The sequence below is a fragment of the Paraburkholderia sp. J63 genome (genome assembly GCF_905220245.1).
Taxonomy (GTDB): domain Bacteria; phylum Pseudomonadota; class Gammaproteobacteria; order Burkholderiales; family Burkholderiaceae; genus Paraburkholderia.
The window spans coordinates 34,644-59,216 of record NZ_CAJMZF010000002.1; the positions used below are offsets into that span (position 1 = coordinate 34,644).

The 24,573-nt window shown below is 66.8% G+C and carries 19 protein-coding genes and 3 tRNA genes; 8 read left to right on the plus strand and 14 right to left on the minus strand.

Annotation, left to right across the window (positions count from 1 at the left end; translation table 11 throughout):
• Positions 1–97: 97 nt before the first annotated feature.
• The 4 genes from U5775_RS02425 to U5775_RS02440 all read right to left on the minus strand — a co-directional run bounded on the left by U5775_RS02425 (position 98) and on the right by U5775_RS02440 (position 6,223).
• On the minus strand, positions 98–3,031 hold the full coding sequence (locus tag U5775_RS02425) for a CHAT domain-containing protein (RefSeq protein ID WP_322056541.1): 2,934 nt from the start codon (positions 3,029–3,031) through the stop codon (positions 98–100).
• Positions 3,032–3,343: 312 nt separating this feature from the next.
• On the minus strand, positions 3,344–3,808 hold the full coding sequence (locus U5775_RS02430; protein WP_322056542.1) for a DUF2214 family protein: 465 nt from the start codon (positions 3,806–3,808) through the stop codon (positions 3,344–3,346).
• A 47-nt stretch (positions 3,809–3,855) separates the two neighbouring features.
• A complete protein-coding gene (locus tag U5775_RS02435) occupies positions 3,856–4,872 on the minus strand; it encodes a hypothetical protein (protein ID WP_322056543.1) in 1,017 nt (338 codons plus the stop codon).
• A 286-nt stretch (positions 4,873–5,158) separates the two neighbouring features.
• A complete protein-coding gene (locus tag U5775_RS02440; RefSeq protein WP_322056544.1) occupies positions 5,159–6,223 on the minus strand; it encodes a glycosyltransferase family 4 protein in 1,065 nt (354 codons plus the stop codon).
• A gap of 803 nt (positions 6,224–7,026) precedes the next feature.
• Here U5775_RS02440 and U5775_RS02445 point away from each other — a divergent pair.
• Entirely contained in the window at positions 7,027–8,862 is a 1,836-nt protein-coding gene (locus U5775_RS02445) for an ABC transporter ATP-binding protein (RefSeq protein WP_322056545.1), read from the plus strand.
• A gap of 133 nt (positions 8,863–8,995) precedes the next feature.
• On the opposite strand, the gene otsA is transcribed toward U5775_RS02445, so the two are convergent.
• Entirely contained in the window at positions 8,996–10,423 is a 1,428-nt protein-coding gene (gene otsA / locus U5775_RS02450) for an alpha,alpha-trehalose-phosphate synthase (UDP-forming) (protein WP_322056546.1), read from the minus strand.
• A 111-nt stretch (positions 10,424–10,534) separates the two neighbouring features.
• Positions 10,535–11,284 carry a trehalose-phosphatase gene (gene otsB / locus U5775_RS02455; protein ID WP_322056547.1) on the minus strand — a complete coding sequence of 250 codons (750 nt, stop codon included), beginning with the start codon at positions 11,282–11,284 and terminating at the stop codon, positions 10,535–10,537.
• 397 nt (positions 11,285–11,681) lie between these two features.
• On the opposite strand from otsB, the gene U5775_RS02460 reads away from it, so the two are divergent.
• The 3 genes from U5775_RS02460 (at position 11,682) to U5775_RS02470 (ending at position 13,921) form a co-directional block, all read left to right on the plus strand.
• On the plus strand, positions 11,682–12,374 hold the full coding sequence (locus tag U5775_RS02460; RefSeq protein WP_415913498.1) for an SCO family protein: 693 nt from the start codon (positions 11,682–11,684) through the stop codon (positions 12,372–12,374).
• A 136-nt stretch (positions 12,375–12,510) separates the two neighbouring features.
• Positions 12,511–12,957 carry a copper chaperone PCu(A)C gene (locus tag U5775_RS02465; protein ID WP_322056870.1) on the plus strand — a complete coding sequence of 149 codons (447 nt, stop codon included), beginning with the start codon at positions 12,511–12,513 and terminating at the stop codon, positions 12,955–12,957.
• 88 nt (positions 12,958–13,045) lie between these two features.
• Positions 13,046–13,921: a cytochrome c oxidase assembly protein gene (locus tag U5775_RS02470; protein WP_322056871.1), complete on the plus strand. Its 876-nt coding sequence runs from the start codon at positions 13,046–13,048 to the stop codon at positions 13,919–13,921.
• 72 nt (positions 13,922–13,993) lie between these two features.
• On the opposite strand, the gene U5775_RS02475 is transcribed toward U5775_RS02470, so the two are convergent.
• The 7 genes from U5775_RS02475 to uvrC all read right to left on the minus strand — a co-directional run bounded on the left by U5775_RS02475 (position 13,994) and on the right by uvrC (position 18,701).
• Positions 13,994–14,482 (minus strand): GNAT family N-acetyltransferase, encoded by a 489-nt coding sequence (locus U5775_RS02475; protein ID WP_322056548.1) that lies wholly within the window; start codon positions 14,480–14,482, stop codon positions 13,994–13,996.
• 81 nt (positions 14,483–14,563) lie between these two features.
• The gene (locus U5775_RS02480; RefSeq protein WP_322056549.1) at positions 14,564–14,836 is read right to left on the minus strand and encodes a DUF2164 domain-containing protein; all 273 of its coding nucleotides are present in this window, start codon (positions 14,834–14,836) and stop codon (positions 14,564–14,566) included.
• 155 nt (positions 14,837–14,991) lie between these two features.
• A tRNA-Cys gene (locus tag U5775_RS02485) sits at positions 14,992–15,065 on the minus strand.
• Between the two features lie 132 nt (positions 15,066–15,197).
• Positions 15,198–15,273, minus strand: a tRNA-Gly gene (locus U5775_RS02490).
• A gap of 73 nt (positions 15,274–15,346) precedes the next feature.
• Positions 15,347–15,422: transfer RNA gene (locus tag U5775_RS02495), tRNA-Gly, on the minus strand.
• Between the two features lie 169 nt (positions 15,423–15,591).
• A complete protein-coding gene (pgsA, locus tag U5775_RS02500; protein ID WP_322056550.1) occupies positions 15,592–16,182 on the minus strand; it encodes a CDP-diacylglycerol--glycerol-3-phosphate 3-phosphatidyltransferase in 591 nt (196 codons plus the stop codon).
• A gap of 140 nt (positions 16,183–16,322) precedes the next feature.
• Complete coding sequence (gene uvrC / locus U5775_RS02505) at positions 16,323–18,701, minus strand: excinuclease ABC subunit UvrC (protein WP_322056551.1); 2,379 nt, start codon at positions 18,699–18,701, stop codon at positions 16,323–16,325.
• Positions 18,702–19,007: 306 nt separating this feature from the next.
• Between uvrC and earP the strand changes: the two genes are divergently transcribed.
• The 4 genes from earP to U5775_RS02525 all read left to right on the plus strand — a co-directional run bounded on the left by earP (position 19,008) and on the right by U5775_RS02525 (position 23,360).
• Positions 19,008–20,294, plus strand: a complete 1,287-nt coding sequence (earP, locus tag U5775_RS02510; RefSeq protein ID WP_322056552.1) for an elongation factor P maturation arginine rhamnosyltransferase EarP — start codon at positions 19,008–19,010, stop codon at positions 20,292–20,294.
• Positions 20,295–20,433: 139 nt separating this feature from the next.
• Positions 20,434–20,991 carry an elongation factor P gene (efp, locus tag U5775_RS02515; protein WP_322056553.1) on the plus strand — a complete coding sequence of 186 codons (558 nt, stop codon included), beginning with the start codon at positions 20,434–20,436 and terminating at the stop codon, positions 20,989–20,991.
• Positions 20,992–21,321: 330 nt separating this feature from the next.
• Positions 21,322–21,531 carry a CsbD family protein gene (locus U5775_RS02520; protein WP_322056554.1) on the plus strand — a complete coding sequence of 70 codons (210 nt, stop codon included), beginning with the start codon at positions 21,322–21,324 and terminating at the stop codon, positions 21,529–21,531.
• Between the two features lie 419 nt (positions 21,532–21,950).
• Positions 21,951–23,360 (plus strand): sigma-54 dependent transcriptional regulator, encoded by a 1,410-nt coding sequence (locus U5775_RS02525; RefSeq protein ID WP_322056555.1) that lies wholly within the window; start codon positions 21,951–21,953, stop codon positions 23,358–23,360.
• A 123-nt stretch (positions 23,361–23,483) separates the two neighbouring features.
• Here U5775_RS02525 and nagZ read toward each other — a convergent pair whose 3' ends face one another.
• A complete protein-coding gene (gene nagZ, locus U5775_RS02530) occupies positions 23,484–24,524 on the minus strand; it encodes a beta-N-acetylhexosaminidase (protein ID WP_322056556.1) in 1,041 nt (346 codons plus the stop codon).
• Between the last annotated feature and the right edge of the window lie 49 nt (positions 24,525–24,573).

Below are 24,573 nucleotides of genomic sequence, written 5' to 3' on the forward strand. Positions count from 1 at the left end.
AGCACCGAAGATCAAAAGCCCCGTTGCAAACGCAACGGGGCTTTTTTCATTTCCGGCGCCGATGATTCGCGCCATCGCCTGGCAGATTGGCGGGGTTCTATCGCTGGGCGTCTCCCTCGAGGAAATACGCTGCCCAATAATAAGGATGCCGATACAATTCGCCCGCCTTCCCCGCCGCCATCGCGCGCTCGGACTGGGCCAGCGCATCGGCCTTCGACAGCGCCGGATTCGCCGCGTAGGCCTCGAAGAGCCCGCTCGTGACCAGCGCCGCCGACTTCGACTCGACTGCCCATTGCGTCACGAGCAGGCTGCGCGCCCCCGCCGCAAAAAACGCGCGTGCGAGCGCCGACACCGAATCGCCCGCGTCGCCGGTCGCGAGCCCCGTATTGCACGCCGAAAGCACGACCCAGTCCGCGTTCAGACGCAGCGTCACGATATCGTCGGCGGTCAGGATCGAATCGGGCAGCCCGCGCCCTTCATAGGCGAGCGCGAGCCCCGCCTTGCGCAGCCCCGGCACCTCGCCCGGAATCACGCCGTGCGTCGCGAACAGCACCACGCGATCGTTCGAGAGATTCTCCCCGAGCACATGGCTGCGCGATGCGGCCAGCCCCGAAATCACGCTCTGCTGCGGCGAAGCGCCCAGCGCCGCAGCGATGGCTTTCGCCTCGTCGAGCGTCTCGGGCAGCGGCGTCACGCGCCGGTAGTCGAACGAAAGCGCGCGCGCGTCCATGGGGAATGCGCGCGCAGCCACCACCTCGGGCGCACCGTCTGCCTGGGGCGCCTGCGCGCTGCCGTCGAAGCTCGGGTCCGCAAACGCAAGCAGGGGCTGGCTCGCATGCGGCACCCGTTCGGCGCGCGCACTCACGAGCGCCGACGCACTCGGCATGCGCACCGGCGTCGTGCTGTCGAGCCACCAGTCGGCATCGGCCAGGCTCGACGCCGGACGCCGCAGCAGCACTTCATAAGGAATGCTTGACAAGATGCCGCTCGTCGAGAGATAGACGGTCTTCGCGCCCTGCAGGTCCGCCTCGATCGGCGCGATGAGCGCGCGATAGAGCCCCGCCGCGGCCGCGAGATCGAAGCCCGCGAGGTCTCCCGGCTGCGTGGGAGGCATGCCCGCGTCAAAGCCGGCGCGCAGCGCGGCCACCTGCGTGGTGAGCGCCGCGCGCGTCACCGGCAGCACGACCGCATGCAGCGCGCGGTCCGGGCGCACCACGAACGCGTAGCTCGCGTCGCGGCCCGCGTAGAGGTCCACGTAGACTTCGCCTTCGTGCAGGACGGCGCCGACCGCTTCGGGCGTCGGAATCGCGGGCGCGACCAGTTGCCGGTAGCGCGGAAACTGCGACGCAATCTCGTGCCGCAGCGCGCGCAGCTTGTCCTCGGTGCCCGGAGGCGACGATGCGCTCGTGTCGAGCTGGTAGCGCAGCGCCGCCTCCTGCTCGATCAGTGCGCGCAACGCCGGCGTTTGCGCGGCGAGCCGCGTCGCGCCGTCGTTCATGGCGCCCTGCGTGGCGTTCATATGGAACAGCTCGGCGATGCGAAACGCCAGCGCCTGCCCGCTCGCGCCATCGTGCATGAGGCGCGCCATCGAGAGCGCGAGCACGCCATCGTCGATCACGCCGCCGCGCGTGCCTTCGTCGTCCCAGTCATCATCGCCGCCGAGCCAGGGCTCGACATAGCTCGCGATATCGGCCTCGCTCACGTCACCCTGCGGGTCTTCGAGGCGATAGAGCATCGTCAGCGCCGCATCGAACTTGGCGCCAGGATGATCGGCGTCCTTGCGGAAGTAAGCCTTGCGCTTGTGCCGATGCTTGTTTTCGGGATGAGCGTTTTCGTCGAGGCGCAGTTGTGCGTCGCGCCAGTCGCCGCTGGCCGCGAGCGCGAGCGAGGCGCTTTCGTCCGCGCCGAAGTTCAGTGTCGGGTTCGACGCGAGCGCCGTCTGCCAGCCCGCCACGTCGGCCTGATAGTCGCCGATGCGGCCCATCGCGAGCGCGATAAGCAGGCGCAGACGCAACGACTCGGCGTACGGCGAGGCGGCCGGCGACATGCCTGCCTGGCGAAAGCCGTCGATGGCCTCGCCGATCGACGCCAGCGCCGCGTCGTAGTCGTCGAACGAGGTCAGCGCCAACGCCCGCGCGCGCGCCACCTGGGCACGCTGGACCGTCGTGGGATGCAGTTGCGGTCCGTTGTCGAGATCCCAGCGCAGTTCGTTCACGTAGCTGAGCGCCTCCGTCGCGCGGTTGCAGCGGATCAGCAGATTGGTCTGGGTCGGCAGGCCGTTGATCAGCGCGTTGGCGGCCGCGCGGCGCCGCGCGGGGCTGAGCGCCGCGTTGCCGAGGTCGCGCCAGGCGAGATCGGTCGCTTCGCGGTTCAGGCGCAACGCGAGGTCGAATTGCCCCCGGTAGCGCCATGCGAGCACCGATTCGGCGCGCAGCACCGCGTAGGCCGGATTGGCGGGCAACGTATCGAGATCGGCGTCTTTCGTCTCGGCCGCGAGAGACTGCGCGTCGTCGAGCGCGCGCTGGCTGCGCGCGTAGTCCTTCTCGTACGCAAACGCCGTGGCGAGTTCGGAGGCCGCGAGCGAGCGGCGGCCCGGCGCAATGCCGCTGTCGCTCGCGATCAGGTCCAGCACGTGGAAGTAGTCGTTGATGCGCCCTTCGTGCTCGTCCTCGCGCGCAACCCGCTCGAGCAGCGCGAGGCGCGCCTTGCCGTCCGGCATGCCGGCGAGTCGCGACTTCAGCGCACGATCGTCGACGGGGAGCGGCGCGCGCCGCCCGGACGGCGTCGCGACCGGCCCTTGCGCCGGCGTCTGTTGTTGCGCCGAAGTCGGGGTCTGGATCTGAGCCTGCGCTTGCGCCTGCGAGTCCGCTTCCTGCTCGCGATCGCCGCCGTGCCTGCCCTTGTGGTGGCCCTTGCCAGCATGGACGGCCGAATCCCCGTCCGGCGCCTGGCATCCGGCGCACAGCAACGCGAGCGCCACCGTCGCGAGACAGCGCGCGGCCAGGCGCGCGCGCAACCCATGCAGGCCCATGATGCGTCTCTCCTCGCTGCGCAACATGTTCGGGGCGGACGGCGAACGGTCCTGCGACGCTCCGCGCGCGCCGTGTCCGCATACCTCACCGGAATGCCGCATTTTCTGCGGGCAACCCAAAGCGAGTCGATCATAAAGCCGCGCGCGCCGTGCGCGGAGTGCCGATGCGGCCGCTATGTGCGCCAGCGCTCCCGGCGCGGCTACCCTGCCGGGCCGAGAGGCGCATGCATCATTCGTCAGAGGGATGAGATGGCGAGCGTTCGGCGCGTCGATTCGAGGCGCGCTTGTCGCGCGCCTTGGCCGCGATCGCCGCTAATCGGCCCCGGTTGCAAGGCCGATTCCGCGCGCCATCCCCGTCGCGGCGAACACCATCACGACGAGCAGCACCGTCTGCCAAGCGCCGATGCGCGCGTACTTGGGCGCGCCGGTCAGATCGGGCACGTCGCCGCGACGCACGGCGAGCCGCCAGCGCAACAGCGCCATCATCGGCGCGATCTCGAGGAGCAGGATCAGCACGAGCGCGCCCATCTTCACGAGAAAGAGCGGCTCATGGAGGTAATAGTCGGTGCCCTTCTCGAAGCCGCCGAATGCCCGCATCGCCCCGGTCACGATCAGCACGACCGCCGAGCCGCCCCAGCCGTTGTCGGCGCTGAAGATCGCGGGCAGCGCCTCGGTGGAGGTGCAGCGGCGCAGGCCGCGCGTGCGCCGCAGAATCGACGCGAGCGCGAAACCGAAGGCCAGCAGATGAATCGCGGCGAGCAACCAGCGTATGAGCATCGCGACTCCTTCGAAACGACGACGGGATCGACAAGCTTGCGCGGGGGCTAAGCCTGTTTCAGTGCGGCATCGAGTGCGCGTGCGGCAACGCGGTCGCCTTCGGTGACGAGCCGTACGCGCATGACGGTCTGACGATTGTGTCCCGCCGCCGCGGGCGAGTCCCACAGCAATTCGATTCTGGGGCGGCGGCCCGCGGTACGCGCGGGCGCGGCATGGCGCGGCGACGCAGGGGCGGCAGGCATGGCGCTCGCCTGCGGCTCGGCCGCTGGGGGCGACATGGTCGATATGGCGGATGGCGGATTCGATGACGTAGCCGCCGGATCGGCCGGCGCCGGATCCACGGTTTCGGCAACGGCGCCGGATTCGGTCGGCGCATCGGCGGGCGTGACGCTCGTCACGGAAGCACCGCCCGCCAGCGCATCGCCCGGCGCGGTGCGCGCCGTCGCGGCGGCAGGTTGTACGCCGCCAGTCTCCGCGCCCATCGGCCAGCGCACCGAGAGCTCGCGCGCATCGTACTGCCCGACCTTGCGGCTTTCGAGCCAGACGATGGTCGTGCGCGTCGCCGCGTCGATCGACACCGCGTAGCGCCCGATTGCGAAACGCCGCGCCGCCACGTTGCTGCGCCACAATGCGCGCGGGCGGCAGATCCAGACCACGGCCGCATAGAGCGCGGGCGCCGCGGCGAGCCAGCCGTTGGTCGCCTCGATCGCCTGCACCGCGCGCCGCCAGCCCTCGGCCCAGACGAACGCGCCGATCGACGAGAGCGCGAACAGGCAACCGAGCACGCCGAAGATACGCAACGCCTGGCGCAGCCATTGCGGCAGCGGATGGAACGGCCGCTCGACGCGCGCCTTCGCGCCGGGCAGCACGATCAGCAGAAACAGGAAAACGAGATTGAGGCACGCAACCGGCGACGAGGCCATAGCCTGCAACGACGCGAGGAAATTCATCTCCCCCATCGAATGGAGCCAGCGCGCAAGGATCACGAGACCGATCGCGCGCAACGCGAACAGCGTCCCGGCACCCGGCACGGTGGCGGCGCGCGTCGGACGTGATCTCGCCAAGGCACTTCTCCTAAGGTCGCGGTTGTTTTGCGCTGTGCTCATGCGCCGCCATGGGGCGCGCTTGGCGCGCGCAGCAGTGGTGAATAAATCGCGGAATTTCGCGGAACGGCCATTATAGGGACATTGCTGCCGCCCCTCACGCTCGCACGCGGTGTTTGGCTCGTCCCGAGACCCGATGCGGCGCAAATGCGACAACGCCCCGGTGCAAGGCACTGGGGCGTTGGAGGAAGGAGCGCGCGGCGCGCGTCCCGGGCGGCGGCACCTGGCCGGCCGCCTCGCGGGCCGCTTAGCCGGCGTTGACCTCGCGCAGCACGGTGCGGCGCTTCTGGCGCAGCATTTCTTCGTAGACGGCGACGTAGTTGCGCGCCATCACCTTCGACGAGAAACGTGCCTCGAACGCGGCGCGGACCTTCTCGCGCGGCAGCGTCGAAAGACGCTTGACTGCCGCGGCTGCGCTGATTTCGTCTTCGACGACGAAACCCGAGACGCCATTTTCGATGACTTCCGGTACCGAGCCGCGCTTGAACGCGATCACGGGCGTACCGCAGGCCATGGCTTCGATCATCACCAGACCGAAGGGCTCCGGCCAGTCGATCGGGAACACCAGCGCGTGCGCATTGCCGAGGAACTCACGCTTTTCGTGCTCGCCGATTTCGCCGATGTACTCGACGTGCGGCAGCGCCATCAGCGGCTTGATGACTTCTTCGTAGTAGGCGCGGTCGGCCTTGTCGATCTTGGCGGCAACCTTGAGCTTCATGCCCGCCTGGCCGGCGATGCGGATCGCCTTGTCGAGACCCTTCTCCGGCGAAACGCGGCCGAGGAAGGCGAGGTAACCGGGCTCGACGTTCGGGATCGGCTTGAGCACGTCTTCGGGCAGGCCGTGATAGACGGTCTGCTGCCAGCAAGCCTGCTGGAGCGGGATACGCTGGTTGTCCGAGATCGAGACGACCGGCACGTCGCTGAACGCGTTGAAGATCGGCTGCAGTTCCGGCAGGTCGAGACGGCCGTGCATCGTGGTGACGAACGGCACGTCCTGGCGCTGGAACAGCGAGAACGGGTAGTAGTCGATGTGGAAATGCAGCACGTCGAATTCATGCGCGCGGCGGCGCACTTCTTCGAGCAGCAGCATGTGCGGAGCCATCACGTCGCGAATCGTCGGGTCGAGGCGCAGCGCCTGCGGCCAGAATGCTTCGAGCTTTGCCGAGGTGATCGAATCGCCGCTGGCGAAGAGCGTGACGTCGTGTCCCTGCTCGACCAGCGCTTCGGTCAGGTAGGAGACCACCCGTTCCGTGCCGCCGTAGAGCTTGGGAGGAACCGCCTCGTGCAACGGAGCGATTTGAGCGATTCGCATAGTGGTGAACTCCTTCCTCGTAATAAATCGGGCTAAGTACTGCAATTTTGACAATCGACCTCGCGAGCAGCGGCTTCCTTGCCGCGCGCCCCACCAGGCGTTCCGTACCGCTAACCGCGCCGGTAGCCCGGCACACAGACCGACGCAGTTGTGATGTCCTGGATTGACACAAGCGGCGGCTCAGGCGGTAAACGCGCAGGGTTCGCGGTCGTTGACACTCATGCTGTCAAATTCCCTACGCTGTTCGAGTCGGCATTATCGGGGTTTGCACCCATAGCCGGCTACGAGATTTCAAATACTTTACGTTGTTACAAAGTGGAAACACTCCGCAACCCCTTGTTTTTTAAGCCTGTTCTAGATTGGGGGTTCGTTTCCGGGTAGCGTGGCGCCGGAACCACGGTCAAAACGCATTGTTATGTGACCCTGGTTTCCGGATCTCGCGGCTCGGGAGGCTAGCGGAAAGTGCCTGCGCAACGGCGCGGTATGCGCGCGCGGTATGTGCGTATACGGCGAGCCTGAACGCAATCTGTAATTGTATCCCGAAAACTGTCGTGAAAACCCGTTGAACCTCGGGCGCGACAACATGTCGGGAAGGGACCCTGTCCGTGACATAGTCGCGATAAGATGCGCGTCCCATTGGTGTACCAGCGGTGTCCCAACGGTGTCCCGTTGGGCACAAGCCATGCGGCTCGCGCGTGGGGTGTTTACAATGCTGGAATTCCGCCAGGTTTGCCGTTGCGCGCCTTCTTGCCTCTTTTTCTACCTTGCACGGACGAAGCTCCGTCAGACCGACCACCAATCAATTGGAACATCTGACCATCGCCCAGCGTAACGCCCATAACGCAAAGCTTGCGAGCTATGCGCGACGGCCGCTTGCGTTTCTTTTCCGCTATATCAAGCGCCATCCGTTCGCCCATGCCGTCGTACTCGCCAGCGTGTTCGCGGCTGTGGGCTGCGCCCTCGCCTCGCAATACGCGATCAAGCATCTGATCGACGTGCTCGGCGCGGGCCGCCACCATCCGGGGCCGTTGTGGACCGCGTTCGCGATCCTCGTGGGTCTGATCGCCGCCGACAATCTGCTCTGGCGCGTCGGCGGCTGGTTCGCCGCGCATACCTTCGTCGCCGTCACGGGCGACTTGAGGCGCGATCTCTTTCAGTATCTGAGCGGCCACTCGAACACGTATTACGCGGAAAAACAGCCCGGCACGCTCGCGAGCCGGATCACCGCCACCTCGAACGCCGTCTACACCGCCGAGAACACCACCGCCTGGAACGTGCTGCCGCCGTGCATCGCGGTGGCGGGCGCCATCGTGATGATCATTTCGGTCAATCCGCTGATGGCGGCGGGCCTCCTGCTCTGCTCGGCGATTCTCTCGATCATTCTCTTCAAGCTGGCCGGACGCGGCTCGGCGCGCCACCACACGTTCGCCTCCAAGGCGGCCGCCGTGGACGGCGAGCTCGTCGACGTGATCAGCAACATGGCGCTCGTGCGCGCCTTCGGCATGACGCTGCGCGAGCAAAAGCGCTTCGGCTCGACCGTGAAGGCCGAGCTCGACGCCCGCTGCTCGAGCCTGCTCTATCTGGAGAAACTGCGCCTGCTGCACGCCGTCATCACGGCGATGCTCTCGGCCGGCCTGCTCGGCTGGGCGCTGTGGCTCTGGAACCAGGGCAAGGCCACCTCGGGCGACATCGTGCTGGTGAGCTCGCTCGGCTTCACGATCCTGCACGGCACGCGCGATCTGGCCGTGGCGCTCGTGGACGTCACGCAGCACGTCGCGCGTCTGGCCGAAGCCGTGCAGACGCTGCTCGAGCCGCACGGCATGCCCGACCGCAACGACGCCACCGAGCTGGTCGCCCAGGGCGGCCAGGTCGACTTCGAAAACGTCACGTTCGCTTACCCGCACCGCAAGCCCATCCTCGACCACTTCGATCTGCGCATCGAAGCGGGCCAGCGCGTGGGCCTGATCGGCAAGTCCGGCGCGGGCAAGACCACCGTGCTCGCGCTTTTGCAGCGCTTCTACGAGACCCAGGGCGGCGCGATCAAGATCGACGGCCAGGACATCGCCCAGGTCACGCAGGACAGTCTGCGCCACGCCATTGCGCTCGTGCCGCAGGACATTTCGCTGCTGCATCGCTCGATCTACGAGAACATCGCCTACGGCCGCCCCGAAGCGAGCCGCGAGGAAGTGCTCGCCGCGGCCCGCGAGGCGCGCTGCGCCGATTTCATCGAGGCCATGCCCGAAGGCTACGACACGATCGTGGGCGACCGCGGCGTGAAGCTCTCGGGCGGCCAGCGCCAGCGCATCGCGATCGCGCGCGCGATTCTCAAGAATTCGCCGATCCTGCTGCTCGACGAGGCCACATCGGCGCTCGACAGCGCCTCCGAGGAAGCCATCCAGCAGGCGCTCGACCGGCTCATGGTGGGCCGCACCGTGATCGCCATCGCGCACCGGCTCTCCACGCTGCACAACTTCGACCGCATCATCGTGATGAGCGCGGGCAAGGTGATCGACGACGGCACCCCCGAGGAGCTGCGCAACCGCCCGGGCCTCTATCGCGATCTGCTCGCCAAGCAGTACGGCAAGCCGTCCACGCTGCATCTGGGCAGCAAGAAGGCCGACGAAAAACACGTGGCCTGACCGGCGGGCGCACCGCCCGCAGCATCAAAAGAGAAAGCCGCTTCGTTCGAGAAGCGGCTTTTCTTTTTCGGCGGCGCTGGAGGGGCTTTGATGCCGCTTGCCGCGCCGCTGGGCGCGGTTCCCTGCCCTATTACTACGCGGACTCGACAGCCGGCGGCAACGACACGCCAACGCGCGAGGCCATGTTCGTCAAATCGCGCATGAACCGGTCGCGCCAGACCGAGACATTGTTCTCGCGCAATTGCACCATCATGTCGCTGTAGCGCGCGAGGCGCTCGGCGAGCGGCATCGAGAGCGCCTTGCCGAGCGCGTCTGCCATGCCGTCGATGTCGAGCGGATTCACGATCAGCGCGCCGCCCAATTCCTGCGCCGCGCCTGCGAAGCGCGAGAGCACCAGCACGCCCGGATTCTCGGGGTCCTGCGCCGAAACGTATTCCTTCGCGACGAGATTCATCCCGTCGCGCAACGGCGTGACGTAGCCGACGTGCGAGGCGCGAAACAGCGCCGCGAGCACGGCGCGCTCGTACTGACGATGGATGTACCAGATCGGCGTCCAGTCGAGCTCGGCGAAGCGGCCGTTGATGCGACCCGACTCGGCTTCGAGCCGCAGGCGGATGTCCTGATACGCGTGCAGATCGGCGCGCGTGGGCGGCGCAATCTGCACGAACGACACCTTGTTGCGCTGCGCGGGCGCGTGCTCGAGCAGTCGCTCGAATGCACGAAAGCGCTCGACGAGGCCCTTCGAGTAGTCGAGCCGGTCCACGCTCATGATCACCTTGCGGCTATGCAGCGTGGCCTTGAGCGTGCGCACCGGCTTGCCGCGCTCGCCGGCCTTGGCGAGTTCGGCGACTTCGTCGGGATAGACGCCGATCGGGTAGTCGTTCGCGCAGAGGGTCTTGCCGAACGCCTCGATTTGCGTGAGGCCGTCGGCGCGCTTTTCGACCGAGCCGCCCGCCTCGTTCACGATGTAGTCGCAAAACGCGCGCAGGTCGGGCCTGGTCTGGAAGCCGAGCAGATCGAACGAGCACAGCGCCTGAACCAGCTCGCGATGCGGGGGCACCGCCAGCAGCACTTGCGAGGCCGGAAACGGGATGTGCAGGAAGAAGCCGATGCGGTTCTTCACGCCCGCCGCGCGCAACGCCTCGGCGAACGGGATCAGGTGATAGTCGTGGACCCAGATGACGTCGTCGTCGCGCAAGAGCGGCACGAGCTGCTGCGCGAGCCATGCGTTCACGCGGCAATAGCCCGCGTATTCGTGGCGGTCGTACTGGACGAGATCGGCGCGGTAGTGGAACGCCGGCCAGAGCGTGGCGTTCGAGAAGCCCCGGTAGTACTGGTCGTAGTCGCGGCGCAGCAGGCCGATGGTCGCGAACGTGACCGGGCCGCGCTCTTCGAGCTGGATCTGCGGCTGGCCCGACGAGAGCACATCGCCGCTCCAGCCGAACCACATGCCGCCGGTTTCCTTGAGCGCGTCGTAGACGCCGACCGCGAGCCCGCCCGCGGCCGGGCCGCCTTCGGAAATCGGCGCGACGCGGTTCGACACGATGATCAGTCGGCTCATGAGATGCAGGTTCCGTGCAGAAAAAAGTTAGACGCGCCCGTAGAGGCGCGGCGCGCGGTCAGCGCCGCGGAGGCCGGCGCACAGGGGCCGAAGCATCGGCGCGCGCCGAAGTCAGGCGCCGCGGGCTGCGGCGACGAGCGTATCGAGCCACGCGAGCAACGCCTCGACCGACTCGACGCGCGTTTTCGCGACCGTGTCGCCGCCGCCGACCTTGATCGAAAGGCCGCCCTGGGCATTGACCACGACGAAGCCCTTCTCGTCGGTCAGATCGTCGCCGGCGAACACGGGCGTGCGGCCCGCGAACGGCGGCTCGTCGAGGAAGGCGCGCAGCGCGCGGCCCTTGTCGACGTCCTTGGGCTTGATCTCGTAGACCATCTTGCCGGGCTGCAGCACGTAGGCATCGGCGAATTCGGCCGCGAGCTTCTCGGTGGCCGCGCGCGCGACGCCCTCGTGCTCGGGCGCGTTGCGGTAATGGAGCGCGAGCGCCGCGCCCTTGATCTCGAGCAGCGTGCCCGCATGGGTGCGCACCACCTCGGCGAGCACCTGCTCCATATGCAGCAGGCGCTGATCGTTGAAGCCGACGCGCTGCGTGTCGCCGTTCGCGTCGCGGCGCTCGGCGCCGTGCAGGCCCGCGATCGGCAGATCCGGCATGCCGAGGAACGTGTCGATGCTCTCGATGCCACGTCCCGAGACAATTGCCACCGCGCCGTGCGTCGCACGGCGCAAGTCGCCGAGCAGCGCGAGCATGTCGGGGCGCACCAGCACGCCGTCGGGCGTGGGCGCAAGGTCGACGAGCGTGCCGTCGAAGTCGAAGAAAAATGCCGTCTTGTCGAACGGCAATTCAGCCGGAAGTACTTGCATCAGGTTCGTTTCGTCCCTCGGCGCTGAGGCCGGGTGTGGATCCGGCGAGCGTTCGCCCACCGGAGAAAGTGTGCGCATCTTACCGCGCATCGCCCTGATTTTCGAGAAAGGCGGCCCGCGCGGCTACTGCGCCAGCCTTGATGGGCCGGCCTGGTACGCCACCCGCATACGCCATACCGGGTCGATTCGTTCCGGCGCTTTTTTGCGCGGCCGATTTACCGCAAGTCCGCATCGGAACGGTTGACATCATCGGCACGACGGATGCGGCAAATTGCCTCTGCCACCGCATCACGGCCGACCCTGCGCGGCAGCGGGCCCCCAATTTTGCTACAGTCCAGCGACACGGCGTGGGCCGGCCACGCGCACGCCCCTGTAAATCGAGTTAACGAGAAAGCCTTTGTTCCCCGAGTTCGACGCTTCACGTTCGCCCCGCCTGGCCCCGCGAGCCATCGTTGGCCCGCTCCGCCCGCCCCCTCTGCGCCGCGCGCTGCGCGCGGTCCGCGCCGCGACCTTGCTGACGCTTGCCGCCGGCTCCATGCTGCTCGGCGCGTGCTCGCATCCGGCCGAGCCGTGGCAGCTCACCAATGTGAGCGGCCACCTGCCCGATCTCTCGTTCGCGCTCACGGCCGACAACGGCAAGCCCCTGACCGCCGCGGACCTGCGCGGCGATACGGCGCTCGTGTACTTCGGCTACACGCATTGCCCGGACGTCTGCCCGGAAACGATGGCGCGTCTGATGCAGGTCATAGCGAAACTGGGACCCGATGCGCAGCATGTGCGGATACTCTTCATCAGCGTCGACCCGGCACGCGACACGCCGCAGGCGCTGCATGCCTATGTGAGCGCGTTCGATGCCCAGCATGCGCTCGGCCTCACCGGCACCGATGCGCAGATCGAATCGCTCGCCAAGCGTTATCGCGTGGCGTATCAGATGGAAAAGCGCGACCCCGACGGCAGCTACGAAGTCACGCACAGCTCGGCCGTCTACGTGTTCGACGCGCAAGGCCACGCGCGCCTGCTCGCGACCGACAAGGACTCGCCCGACGCCATCGCACACGACGTGCGCCGCGTGATCGACTCCCCGGCGTGAGCGGCGCCGGGGCTCGCTGGCGCACCGACGCCCCGGCGCGACCGTAACACCGATTTCCGTACCACTCGCAACAGGAACTGCCATGACGATGAAAATGAAGTCCCGCCGCGTTACCCGCACGAGCCCCGTGAGCGCCATGAGCCGGCTGGGCGCCACGCTCGGTTGCGCCCTCGCCTGCACGTTCGCGTCGTTCGCCCCGGCCGCGCACGCCGCCGACGCGCTCAGCGCGCAGAACGCATGGGTCCGCTGGCTGCCGAACGATCTGCCGGCAGCGGGCTACGTCACGCTGAAGAACGACGGCGACAAGCCGGTCGACCTCGTGAAGGTGTCGAGCGACGACTACGGCATGGTGATGCTGCATCAGACCGTCTCGAACGGCTCGACGCAGAAGATGGTGATGGTGGACAAGGCCACGGTGCCCGCGCACGGCACGCTCGCGATCGCGCCGGGCGGCTATCACCTGATGCTGGAGCACGCGAAGCACAAGATCGCGCCCGGCGACACGGTGAAGGTGAAACTGCAGTTCTCCGATGGCGCGACGCTCGACACGCCGTTCGCGGTGAAGCCGCCGTCGCAGCAGTGATCGTGTGCTGAGCGCCGCGATGAACCCGAGCAGATGACCGCACTAAACCCGAGCAGATGTCCGCGATGAACCCGAGCAGATGACCGCGATGAACCCGCTCTATTGGCTCGATCCGTGGGAGCCCTCGCCGACCGTCGTGATCGCCGTGATCGTGACGGCGGTCCTGTTCGTGCGCGGCAAGCGTCATGCGAGGGTTTCGCTGGCGCGCCAGATCTCGTTCTGGTTCGGGCTCGGCGCGCTCTACGTCGCGCTGCATACGCGGCTCGACTACTTCTTCGAGCATGAGTTCTTCATGCACCGCGCGCAGCATCTCGTGCTCCATCACCTCGGGCCGTTCTTCATCGCGCTCGCGTATCCCGGTGCGGCGCTGCGCGCGGGCATCCCGTTCGCGTGGCGGCAACGCTTCGTGCGCCCGGTGCTGAACGCGCGGCCCGTGCGCGTGATGCTCGACATCGTCATGCATCCGGTCGTCGCCGTGACGCTCTTCGTCGGGCTCATCTATTTCTGGCTGCTTTCGCCGATCCACTTCGTCGCGATGCTCGACTGGCGGCTCTACCGCGTGATGAACTGGAGCATGGTGATCGACGGCCTGCTGTTCTGGTGGCTCGTGCTCGATCCGCGCCCCGCGCCGCCCGCGCGCCTCGCGCCAGGCAAGCGCGTGCTGGTCGTGATCGCGGCGATTCCGCCGCAGATCGTGCTCGGCGCGTTCATCTTCTTCACGTCGCACGAGCTCTATCCGGTCTATTCGATCTGCGGACGCGCATTCACATGGCTCTCGCCGATGCGCGATCAGCAGATCGGCGGCCTGCTGTTGTGGATTCCGGGATCGATGATGAGCGTGATCGGCGCATTGATCGCGCTGCGTCACTGGATGCGGCTTTCGGCGCGCGGGCGCCTCAAGCCCGCACGAGGCCCGCGTACGCCCGCACGCGCGTCGCAGCAGCATGGGACGCAGCACACCTGAACGCGTGCGCCGTAAGCGCAGAACCTGAAGCGCCGCACGAAGCGTGGCGCGAAGTTTCGTGCACTACATGGTCTACGCCGAGCGCATCCACACGTGCGGGATGCCGTCCTCGTCGTGAATCTCCGATACCGGCTGGAAGCCGAACGCCCCGTAGAATTTTTGCAGATGCGCCTGGGCATGTAGCCGCATCGGCACGCCCGGCCATTGCTGCGCGATGTGTCCGATCGCGCGCTCCAGCAAGCCGTTGCCGAGCTTGATGCCGCGAAAATCCGGCGACGTCACCACACGGCCGATGCGCACGTCGGGATCCTGTGCGTCGGGCAGCAGCACCCGCAGATAGCCCGCCAGCTCGCGCGAGCCGCTCCGCTCGCCCCACGCGAACAGATGCCAGGCATCGCCGTCGAGGCCATCGATGTCGCCATACACGCAGTTCTGCTCGACCACGAACACCGCCGAACGCAGCTTGAGCATTTCATAGACGTCGCGCGAGGACAGCGAATCGAACGCGTTCCATTGCCAGTCGAGTGGGGCCTTCGGCAATGCGGGAGACTGCGCAATCATGGGATTTCCGTCAAAGCGTGCTGAAACGCCGATTATGCCTTGCGACGCGAGCGCGGCACAAACGCCGTCAGACGCCGCGCGTCACTTGCGCCGGCGCGGCGACTCGAACTTGCGCCAGTACTGGAACGGCTCTTCGTGGAGGTCGATATCGAGTTCGACGATGCGCGCCTGCATGCGCTCCTGCGCATCGGCGATCGCGCGGTTATAGACGGCGGGCCCGATCTCTTCGAGAAAGAAGCCCAGCAGGCCGCCCGCGGCGATATTGCCGATCGGCTCGTCCATGTTGGCGTCGAAGTAGCGCTGGATCGACGCAATCGCGGCAGCGCGAACGTCTTCGGAAAGCTCGATGGTCATGGCGGGAGTCCGGTGGATACGATCCAGGGATTGTGCGCGAGTCTGCGCGACGGCACATCACCCATTTGACCTGGGACGGTTGGCGGTCTGGCATGGTGAAAACCCAGGCGCGGAAAAAAGAAAAGCCACCCGAAGGTGGCTTTTCTCGTCTTACCTGGAGGCGCGAGCCGGAGTCGAACCGGCCTACACGGCTTTGCAGGCCGCTGCATAACCGCTTTGCTATCGCGCCAAAAGCGGACTATTCGATATGCCGGGCGCACCGTACTGCTTGCGCACACAACCATCGGACAGATTTTTGCGGCGGCCGCCTCATCAACACGGCCTGCCAAACAAAAGGGGAAGCGCTGCTTCCCCGGAATTCTGGAGCGGGAGACGAGTCTCGAACTCGCGACCTCAACCTTGGCAAGGTTGCGCTCTACCAACTGAGCTACTCCCGCATTTTTACTACCGCACTGCTTTACCGCTCCAGCACCGCGTTTCACACTGCTGCAAAACGCCGCACTTAAATTCTGGAGCGGGAGACGAGTCTCGAACTCGCGACCTCAACCTTGGCAAGGTTGCGCTCTACCAACTGAGCTACTCCCGCATTTTTACCGCTTCGCCGTTGATTTACCACTTATCTTCAGCCATCTCCACCGCATCTGCTTCGTTTGCTGCTTACCGTGCAGCGGAGAAGTGAGATTATGTATAAGCCGCTGAAACGTGTCAACCCCTATGGGCGATCTTTTTAAAAAAGATTCGCGGGAAGCCCCTGCTTACAGGCTCCCGCGCTCGCGGATCTGCGGCCACGCGAGCTTCATGTAATAGAGCATCGACCAGATGGTCAGCACGGCCGCCACGTAGATGAGCCAGGTGCCCCACACGCGCGAGTCGAACAGCGTAGTCGCGCCGATCGTCAGCGGTGCGTAGAACAGCAGCATGGGGATCGCGACCATCTGGCATGCGGTCTTGAACTTGCCGAGCTGATTCACCGCGACGCTCTTCGACGCGCCAATCTGCGCCATCCATTCGCGCAGCGCCGAAATGGCGATTTCGCGGCCCACGATCACGAGCGCGATCACGGCGTCGAGGCGCTGCAGATGCACGAGCACCAGCAGCGCGGCCGTCACCATGAGCTTGTCGGCGACCGGGTCGAGGAACGCGCCGAACGACGAGGTCTGATTCCACTTGCGGGCGAGATAGCCGTCGAACCAGTCGGTCAGCGCCGCGAGCACGAAGATCAACATCGCCAACGTGTTCTGGTGCATCGGGCTCAGCAGCGTCGGCGGCAGATAGAACACGCCTACCACGAGCGGAATCAGCACGATCCGCAGCCACGTCAGGAGAATCGGAATATTGAACGGCATCGTGTGGCGCAGTCTGTCAGGGAAGATTGCAATGATGGGAGATGCAATTGTGCCGCGTCACCGGACCTGCCACAAGCAACCGTAAGGTGGTGGCGCGCCCGAAGGGCGCGGCAGTGCTCAATCCGTGAACCACCGCGGGCTCAGTGAAGCTGCTGGTAGATCTGCTCGGCGAGCGCGTGCGAAATGCCCTCCACGCTCGCCAGATCGTCCACGCTCGCGGCCATCACGCCGCGCAGGCCGCCGAAACGCGCCAGCAAGCGCTGGCGGCGCTTCGCGCCCACCCCTTCGAGTTCTTCGAGCCGCGAGGTCTGACGTGTCTTGCCGCGCCGCGCGCGCATGCCCGTGATCGCGAAACGGTGGGCCTCGTCGCGGATCTGCGCGACCAGCATCAACGCCGCGCTCTCCTTGCCGAGTTCGAGCGGCGCACGGCCATCGGCGAACACGAGGGTCTCGAGACCGACCTTGCGCCCCTCGCCCTTGGCCACGCCCACGAGCATCGCAGGGTCGAGCCCCAGCTCGTCGAACACCTGGCGCGCGATCTCGACCTGCCCCTTGCCGCCGTCGATCAGCACGATGTTGGGCAGCGTGCCGGCCGCCGCCGCGGGCTCCGCGCCCGGGGACGGCGCCGCGCTGTTATCGGCGACTTCGGCGCCATTTGCCTCGTCGTCGGCGCCGGAAGCCTGCTCGATCTGCGCTTCGACGTCCGCTTCGCCTTGATTGTCTGCACCGTCTGCGTCACTTTCATTGCGCGCCGACTGCGCAACCATCTTTTCGTAGCGGCGCGTGAGCACCTGGCGCATGGCTGCGTAGTCGTCGCCGCCCGTGATGCCCGTGATGTTGTAGCGCCGGTACTCGCCCGACTGCATCTTGTGATGGTGATAGACGACGCACGACGCCTGCGTGGCCTCGCCCATCGTGTGGCTGATGTCGAAACACTCGATACGCAGATGCGCGAGGTCGTCGAGTTCGAGCCCGAGCATCTGTGCGAGCGTGCGCGTGCGGGCCTGCTGCGAGCCCTGCTCGGAGAGCAGGCGCGCGAGCGCGAGCCGCGCGTTCTGCTCGGCCATCGCGAGCCAGGCGCGCTTCTGGCCTTGCGGCTGGCGCAGCAGCGTGACCTTGTGGCCGGCCTGCTCGCTGAGCACGTCGACGAGCTCGCGGTTCGCCGGCGGATGACTCACGACCAGCACCGGCGGCACGCGGTTGCCGAAGTAATGCTGGGCGATGAACGCGTCGAGCACCTCGGATTCGATGCCGGGCTCGCGCTTGCCGGGCGCTGTCGCTTTGGCAGCCGCGTGGGCAGTCGATTCGGCGACCGGCGCTGCATCGTCGCCTTCGGTACGCTGCTCATCGGCGCCGGCTTCGACTCCCTCGGCCTCATCGTCCGATTCCACGCCTTCGGCCTCGCTCGCAAGATCCGCCGCGAACGCGAGCGGATCGGGCACGACGCCCTCATCGGCTGGCGCGTTCCCGACGCGGCTTTCTTCGTCAACCTCTTCACCTTCATGACTGGCCCGCACGCCCGCGGCGCTCACCATGGCCTGGCGCGCGAGCGACGGCAGCGACTTCAGCGCCGACGCCGCCAGCACGGTCTCGCCGTCGATCTCCTCAGCGACACCGCCCTCCTCGTCGGTCAGCGCGCGCTCGACGTGCGCCGGAAAATACGCCTTGTCGCCAAGATGGCGGCCGCCGCGCACCATCGCGAGATTCACGCAGACGCGGCCGCCCAGCGCCACCACCGCGAGGATGTCGACGTCGCTCTCGCCGCCGGTCTCGATGACCTGCTGATGGAGCACCGTCGAGAGCGAGCTCATCTGGTTGCGCACCGCCGCCGCCTGCTCGAACTTCAGCTCGGCGGCGAACGCGTGCATCTTCGTCTCCAGCTCCTTCATCACCTCGTTCTGGCGGCCGAGCAGGAAGCGCGAGGCGTTGCTCACGTCGCGCGCGTAGTCGTCCGCGCTGATCGCACCCACGCACGGCGCCGTGCAGCGCGCGATCTGATGCAGCAGACACGGCCGCGTGCGGTTGTTGAACACCGAGTCTTCGCAGGTGCGCAGCTGAAACACGCGCTGCAGGATCTGGATGCTCTCGCGCACCGCCGAAGCGCTCGGAAACGGCCCGAAGTATTGATTGTTGCGATCGACCGCGCCGCGGTAGTAGGCCATGCGCGGAAACTTGTGGCCCGTGAGCTTGAGGAACGGATACGACTTGTCGTCGCGAAACAGGATGTTGTAGCGCGGCGTGAGCGCCTTGATGAGATTGTTCTCAAGCAGCAGCGCCTCGGCCTCGGAACGCGTGACCGTGGTCTCGATGCGCGCGATGCGCGTGACCATCATGGCGATGCGCGGGGAAAGCAGCGTCTTCGTGAAATAGCTCGACACGCGCTTTTTCAGGTCGCGCGCCTTCCCCACGTAAAGCACCGCGCCGTGCGCGTCGTAATAGCGATACACGCCGGGCAGATGCGGGAGCTGCGCCATGACCTCTTTCGGGTCGAAAACGTCGGGAGCGGTGGAAGCGGTCATCCAGTCTGGGGGCGTCGGGTGGCACGCCGCGCCGCCTCTCGCGACGCCGCCGTGCGGGTGTCTTAGAATCGCAAGTTTAGATCATTCCGCGCAGTGCCGAACCCGCTGGACCATCGGCCAGATGGCCAGCGAGCCTTGCGGCCGGGTGGTCCGATGGTCCGATGGTCCCAGGGTCCCAGGGTCCCAGGGTCCCAGGGTCCTATGGTCCTATGGTCCCAGGGTCCCTGGTCCGATGCCACATTGGCCCAATGGCGAATTTGCCCGACGGCCGCTCCCGCCACTCCGCGCCTGCGCGCTTCCCCCGCCATGCCATACAGCCAACGTCCCGCAACCCGCCACCAACGCGACGCCGCGCAGCGCGCAGCCGGATCGCGCATCGCCTGCGACCTCTTCTGCGCCGTGATCGACAATTTCGGCGACATCGGCGTGTGCTGGCGCCTCGCGCGCCAGCTTGCGCACGAGCACGGCTGGGAGGTGCGACTCTTCGTCGACGACCTGCACGCGTTCCGCAAGCTTTGCCCCGCGCTCGATCCCGAGCAGGTGACGCAAACCGTCGAAGGCGTCGTGATCGAGCACTGGCACGAGCCCGAGCACGCGGGCGAGATGCTCAAGATCGCCGACGTCGTGATCGAAGCGTTCGCCTGCGAGTTGCCGGGCGTCTATGTGAGCGCGATGGCGCAGCGCGAGCGCACGCCGGTATGGCTGAACCTCGAATACCTGAGCGCCGAGGACTGGGTCGCCGATTTCCATCTGCGCCCTTCGCCGCATCCGCGCTACCCGCTCGTCAAGCACTTTTTTTTCCCGGGCCTCGGCCCCGGCACGGGCGGCGTGCTCAAGGAACGCGATCTGGACGCCGCGCGCGCGGCGTTCGAGCGCTCGGCCGACGCACGCGCGGCCTGGTGGCAAAGCACCACCGGCGGCCCGCCGCCCGGTGCGAATGCCACGGTGATCTCGCTCTTCGCCTACGAGAACCCCGCCGTCGACGCCCTGCTCGAGCAGTGGCGCGACAGCCCGACGCCCATCGTGCTGCTCGTGCCGCAAGGCCGCATCTCGGGGGCGCTCGCGCGCTTTTTCGGCGTCGCCTCGTTTGACGCCCATGCCCGCGCCGAGCGCGGATCGCTGCGCGCGCACGGCCTCGCCTTCACCGAGCAACGCGGCTATGACGCGCTGCTCTGGGTAAGCGACCTCAATTTCGTGCGCGGCGAGGACTCGTTCGTGCGCGCGCAATGGGCGGCCCGGCCGTTCGTCTGGCAGATCTATCCGCAGGCCGACGACGCCCATCTGCCCAAGCTGGACGCGGCGCTTGAGCACTACGCCCGCACGCTCGACAAGGCGTCGCGCGACGCGCTTGCACGTTTCTGGCACGCATGGAACGGCAATGGCGCCGCTGCGGCAGCAGACAGCCGCGAAAGCGCGTCCGGCCAGCGGCCTGACGCATCGCCGCATGTGCCGCCGCACGCGCCGGACTGGCGCGATTTCGCGCAGCATTTGCCCGTGTTCAAGGCCCGCGCGCAGGCCTGGGCGAACGAACTGGCGCAAGCCGGCGATCTCGGCGGAAATCTCGCCGAATTCGCAAAAACTCAGTTAAAATAAGCGGTTACCCGACGGCAGCCGTCTCAAGCGCTTCGATTCCCGTTCCCCGATCATCAAGGGGACACATCATTCGAACCGCTTGCGACGTTTGCCGTCGCGCACACTTGAAGCTATTTAATATCTGGACAGGACTGTTTTTATGAAGACCGCACAGGAACTCCGCGTCGGCAACGTCGTGATGATCGGCAACGACGCCATGGTCGTGCAAAAGGCCGAGTACAACAAATCGGGCCGTAACGCCGCCGTCGTGAAGATGAAGTTCAAGAACCTGCTGACCGGCGCGGGCATGGAAACCGTGTACAAGGCCGACGACAAGTTCGACGTCGTCGTGCTGGATCGCAAGGAAGTGACGTACTCGTACTTCGCCGACCCGATGTACGTGTTCATGGACGCCGACTACAACCAGTTCGAAGTCGAAGGCGAGATGATGGGCGACGCCCTGAACTACCTCGAAGACGGCATGGCTTGCGAAGTCGTGTTCTACAACGAGAAGGCCATCTCGGTCGAACTGCCGACCGTGCTCGTGCGCGAGATCATCTACACGGAACCGGCCGTCAAGGGCGACACGTCGTCGGGCAAGGTCCTGAAGAGCGCCAAGCTGAACACCGGTTTCGAGCTGCAAGTGCCGCTTTTCTGCAACATCGGCGACAAGATCGAAATCGACACGCGTACGAACGAGTACCGCAGCCGCGCCTGATGCGTTCACCGGCGCGCGAGGCCGCGCGTGTGCGTCCGCAACGATCTGCGAGCGCGCAGCGCCCTCTCGATGCGTGGCGAGTGCAAAAATAAAAGCGCCCTTCGGGGCGCTTTTTCTTTTTATCCCGAACGTGTATGTTTGTGCCTGCATGGGAAATCCTTACCGGCTGTTCAGGTGCGTTAATCAGGCGCAACTCAGGCACAACTCGCAGCGGTAAGGCACAACACTCATGGCATGGTTTCTGCTGGTTCAATTTCGAGATATACGGGATCGATCTCGCGGTGGGGCAACCCACGAGCCCTTCCTCTTCTCTGAACCAGGAGAGACACAATGAATAACGACATCGCTGCAGGCACGTGGAAGCAGTTGCTGGGCACGGCCAGGACCGCCTGGGGCAAGCTCACGGACGATGAGCTTGTGAAAGTCGAAGGGCGTGCCGAACGCCTCGTCGGACTGATCCAGGAGAGGTACGGCAGGACGCGCGACGAGGCCGAGCGAGAAGTGCGGCGCTGGTTCGAGACACACGGGCCGCGCCACTGAGCGGACTCGCGGCACGGCCAGCTTCGTCCTCGAACGAGGCAGCTTGCATGCAGCATGGGGGTAGTACGGCTTGAGCGTGACGCAATGCAGCACGGCAAGCCTGCGCGGCGCACGACGCAGCGCGACGGTGATCGACGGTGACTTGAGGCACAAGAGATTCGCTCGGGCAGATCCGCCCGGGCGGGCGCCTGCCTCGCAGTCGGCACAGCCCGACGGGCTACCGTGCGCCAGCCGCCAATCTGGGAGGACCGGAACTGAACAATATGCTTCGAGACACTTTGGTGATCTCGGTGAAAACTTCCGTATCGCGCCGCGCACCCGCGCGCCGCAACGTCGCACCCGCCGCCTGCCGGCCGGGCTGCGCGCACGCGAACGCGCATGTCCGGCGCGTCCGCGTTCATCCGTAAGCCGCTTCCGCCATGCCACACGCCCTGATTGTCGAAGACGATCCCAACAGCCTGTCCGGCCTTTCGGCCATCCTGGCTGCTGACGGTTTTTCCGTCGATACGGCCGCCACGCTGGCCGACGCGCGTGCCGCACTCACGCGCTTCATCCCCGACGTCGTGCTCGTCGACCTGAACCTGCCCGACGGCAGCGGTCTGGAACTGCTGCCCCATCTGCCCGCGCAGCCACCGGGCGGCGCGTTGCCCGTGATCGTGATGACCGGCAATGCGACCGTCGAGAGCGCGATCGAGGGCCTGCGCCACGGCATCTGGGATTACCTGCTCAAGCCCGTCAACATTCCGCGCCTGCGCAGCCTGCTCGCGCGCATTCCGCGCCCTTACGAGCTCACCGAGGAAGTCCGCACGCTGCGCGCGATGCTGCGCGAGCTCGGCCGCTTCGGCCCGATGCTGGGCCGCAGCAGCGCGATCCAGCACATCTACGACGCCCTCGAGCAGCTCGCGCCCACCGAATCGGCGATCCTCGTGCATGGCGAGCCCGGCACCGGCAAGGAAGTGGCGGCACGCACGCTGCACCAGCTGAGCCGCCGCCGCAAGGGGCCGTTCGTGGTCTGCGACGTCCGCACGCTCGCGGCCGCGGCCGATGCCACCGGTGGGACCGGCGGAGCGGGCGGGCGGCCCATCGCGAGCCTCCTGTTCGGCCATGAGCGCGGCGCGTTCAGCGGCGCGGAGCAGCGCGAGCCCGGCCTCGTCGATCAGGCGAGCGGCGGCACGCTCTTTATCGACGAGCTCACCGATCTGCCGCGCGCCCAACAGGAAGCGCTCCTGCGCGCGCTCGATTCGCAGACCTTCATGCGCGTGGGCGGCAACAGCGAAGTGGGCACCGATTTCCGCCTCATCGCGGCCACGCGCGCGGTGCCGCGCGATGCGGTGCGGCAGGGCATGCTGCACGAGGATCTGTGGATGCGTCTGGACGCCGCGTCGGTCCAGTTGCCGCCGCTGCGCGAGCGCGAGGAAGACGCGGCACTGCTCGCCGCGGCGCGCGTCGACGAGCTCAATCTCGAGGCGCATGCGCGCGGCCTCACCGGCACGACGCGGCTGGTCTCGCCCTCGTTCGTGCGCGAATGCCTTGCCTACGACTGGCCCGGCAACGTGCGCGAGCTGCACGAGCGCGTGGCGCGCGCGTGGCACGCGGCCGGCGACATCCTCGAAACCCTCGAGGCCGAGGAAAGCAGCGGCGGCTCGCCGCGCGAAGTCAACGGCGGCCGCGTGCAGGTCACGGTCGGCACGCCACTCGCCGACGTCGAAGAGATGCTGATCCGCGCCACGCTAGACGCCGTGGGCGGCACGCGCCACCGCGCGGCGTCACTGCTCGGCATCAGCCCGAAGACCCTCTACAACAAGCTCCAGCGCATGCGGCTGAACTGACGCCCCACTCCGTCTCTTGCGCCCCAAAAAAACGGCGGCCCTTCGAATTCGAAGGGCCGCCGTTCCGCTTTTTCGGACCGTGTGCGCGCGCGGCGTTACGTAACGCGGCGCCGCCTCAAATGCTCAGGGCAACACGGCGCGCAGCAACGACTGCGCCGAGAGATACGCGGGATCGGCTACGAGCTTGTCCCAGCGCAGCGCCTTGCCGCGCGGACGCAATCGCCGGATGCGCTTCGCCGACGCCTGCGCGGCGCGCGTGGGCTCGCTGGTGCGCAGCGCGTCGAGCACCTTCTCCGCCTCGTGCGGCTGGTTGCAGATCAGCACCATGTCACAGCCCGCTTCGAGCGCCGCGCGCGCGCCCTCGGTCAGCGTGCCGCCCTGGCGCGCGGCTTCCATCGAGAGATCGTCGCTGAAGATCGCGCCCGTGAAGCCGAGGCGCTGCCGCAGAATCTCCTGGACCCAGATGCGCGAGAAGCCGGCCGGCTTCGAGTCGACCTTCGGATAGATCACATGGCCCGGCATCGCGGCCGCGAGCGAGAGCCCGAGCCAGTCGTAAGGCAGCGCGTCCTCGCCGAGGATCGAGTCGAGCGGACGCTCATCGACCGGCACCGCGACGTGCGAATCGGCGGTCGCAAAGCCGTGCCCCGGAAAATGCTTGCCGCAGTTCGCCATGCCCGCGAGCGCGAGGCCGTGGTTCAGGCTCTTGGCGAGCAGCGTGACGACGCGCGGGTCGCGATGGAACGCGCGGTCGCCCACCACCTTCGACTGGCCGTAGCCCAGATCGAGCACGGGCGTGAAGCTCAAGTCGATACCGCAGGCGCGCAGCTCGCCCGCGAGGATATAGCCGACCGCGGTGGCCAGCTTGGTCGCTGTCAGCACGTCCTTGTCCCACAGCGCGCCGATGCGGCCCATCGCGGGCAGCACCGTGAAGCCGTCGGTGCGAAAGCGCTGCACGCGGCCGCCCTCATGGTCGACGGCGATCAGCAGGTCCTCGCGCACCGCGCGGATGGCGTCGGTGAGCGCAACGAGCTGCGCGCGGTTCTCGTAGTGGCGCGCGAACAGGATCACGCCGCCGGTGGAGGGATGCGCGAGGCGGCGCACGTCGTCGTCATTGAGCGTCGTGCCGACCACGTCGAGCATGACCGGTCCGGGAATTCTCTTCATCGATCGATCTGGCGTTGAATGGGCGAAGATTGGCGGAATGCCCGCGCGC

Coding starts and splice junctions, on each gene's coding strand:
- U5775_RS02425 (WP_322056541.1), bottom strand. CDS start 3,031: ATGGGCCTGCATGGGTTGCGCGCGCGCCTGGCCGCGCGCTGTCTCGCG.
- U5775_RS02430 (WP_322056542.1), bottom strand. CDS start 3,808: ATGCTCATACGCTGGTTGCTCGCCGCGATTCATCTGCTGGCCTTCGGT.
- U5775_RS02440 (WP_322056544.1), bottom strand. CDS start 6,223: ATGCGAATCGCTCAAATCGCTCCGTTGCACGAGGCGGTTCCTCCCAAG.
- otsA (WP_322056546.1), bottom strand. CDS start 10,423: ATGAGCCGACTGATCATCGTGTCGAACCGCGTCGCGCCGATTTCCGAA.
- otsB (WP_322056547.1), bottom strand. CDS start 11,284: ATGCAAGTACTTCCGGCTGAATTGCCGTTCGACAAGACGGCATTTTTC.
- U5775_RS02465 (WP_322056870.1), top strand. CDS start 12,511: ATGAGCCGGCTGGGCGCCACGCTCGGTTGCGCCCTCGCCTGCACGTTC.
- U5775_RS02470 (WP_322056871.1), top strand. CDS start 13,046: ATGAACCCGCTCTATTGGCTCGATCCGTGGGAGCCCTCGCCGACCGTC.
- U5775_RS02475 (WP_322056548.1), bottom strand. CDS start 14,482: ATGATTGCGCAGTCTCCCGCATTGCCGAAGGCCCCACTCGACTGGCAA.
- U5775_RS02480 (WP_322056549.1), bottom strand. CDS start 14,836: ATGACCATCGAGCTTTCCGAAGACGTTCGCGCTGCCGCGATTGCGTCG.
- pgsA (WP_322056550.1), bottom strand. CDS start 16,182: ATGCCGTTCAATATTCCGATTCTCCTGACGTGGCTGCGGATCGTGCTG.
- uvrC (WP_322056551.1), bottom strand. CDS start 18,701: ATGACCGCTTCCACCGCTCCCGACGTTTTCGACCCGAAAGAGGTCATG.
- earP (WP_322056552.1), top strand. CDS start 19,008: ATGCCATACAGCCAACGTCCCGCAACCCGCCACCAACGCGACGCCGCG.
- efp (WP_322056553.1), top strand. CDS start 20,434: ATGAAGACCGCACAGGAACTCCGCGTCGGCAACGTCGTGATGATCGGC.
- U5775_RS02520 (WP_322056554.1), top strand. CDS start 21,322: ATGAATAACGACATCGCTGCAGGCACGTGGAAGCAGTTGCTGGGCACG.
- U5775_RS02525 (WP_322056555.1), top strand. CDS start 21,951: ATGCCACACGCCCTGATTGTCGAAGACGATCCCAACAGCCTGTCCGGC.
- nagZ (WP_322056556.1), bottom strand. CDS start 24,524: ATGAAGAGAATTCCCGGACCGGTCATGCTCGACGTGGTCGGCACGACG.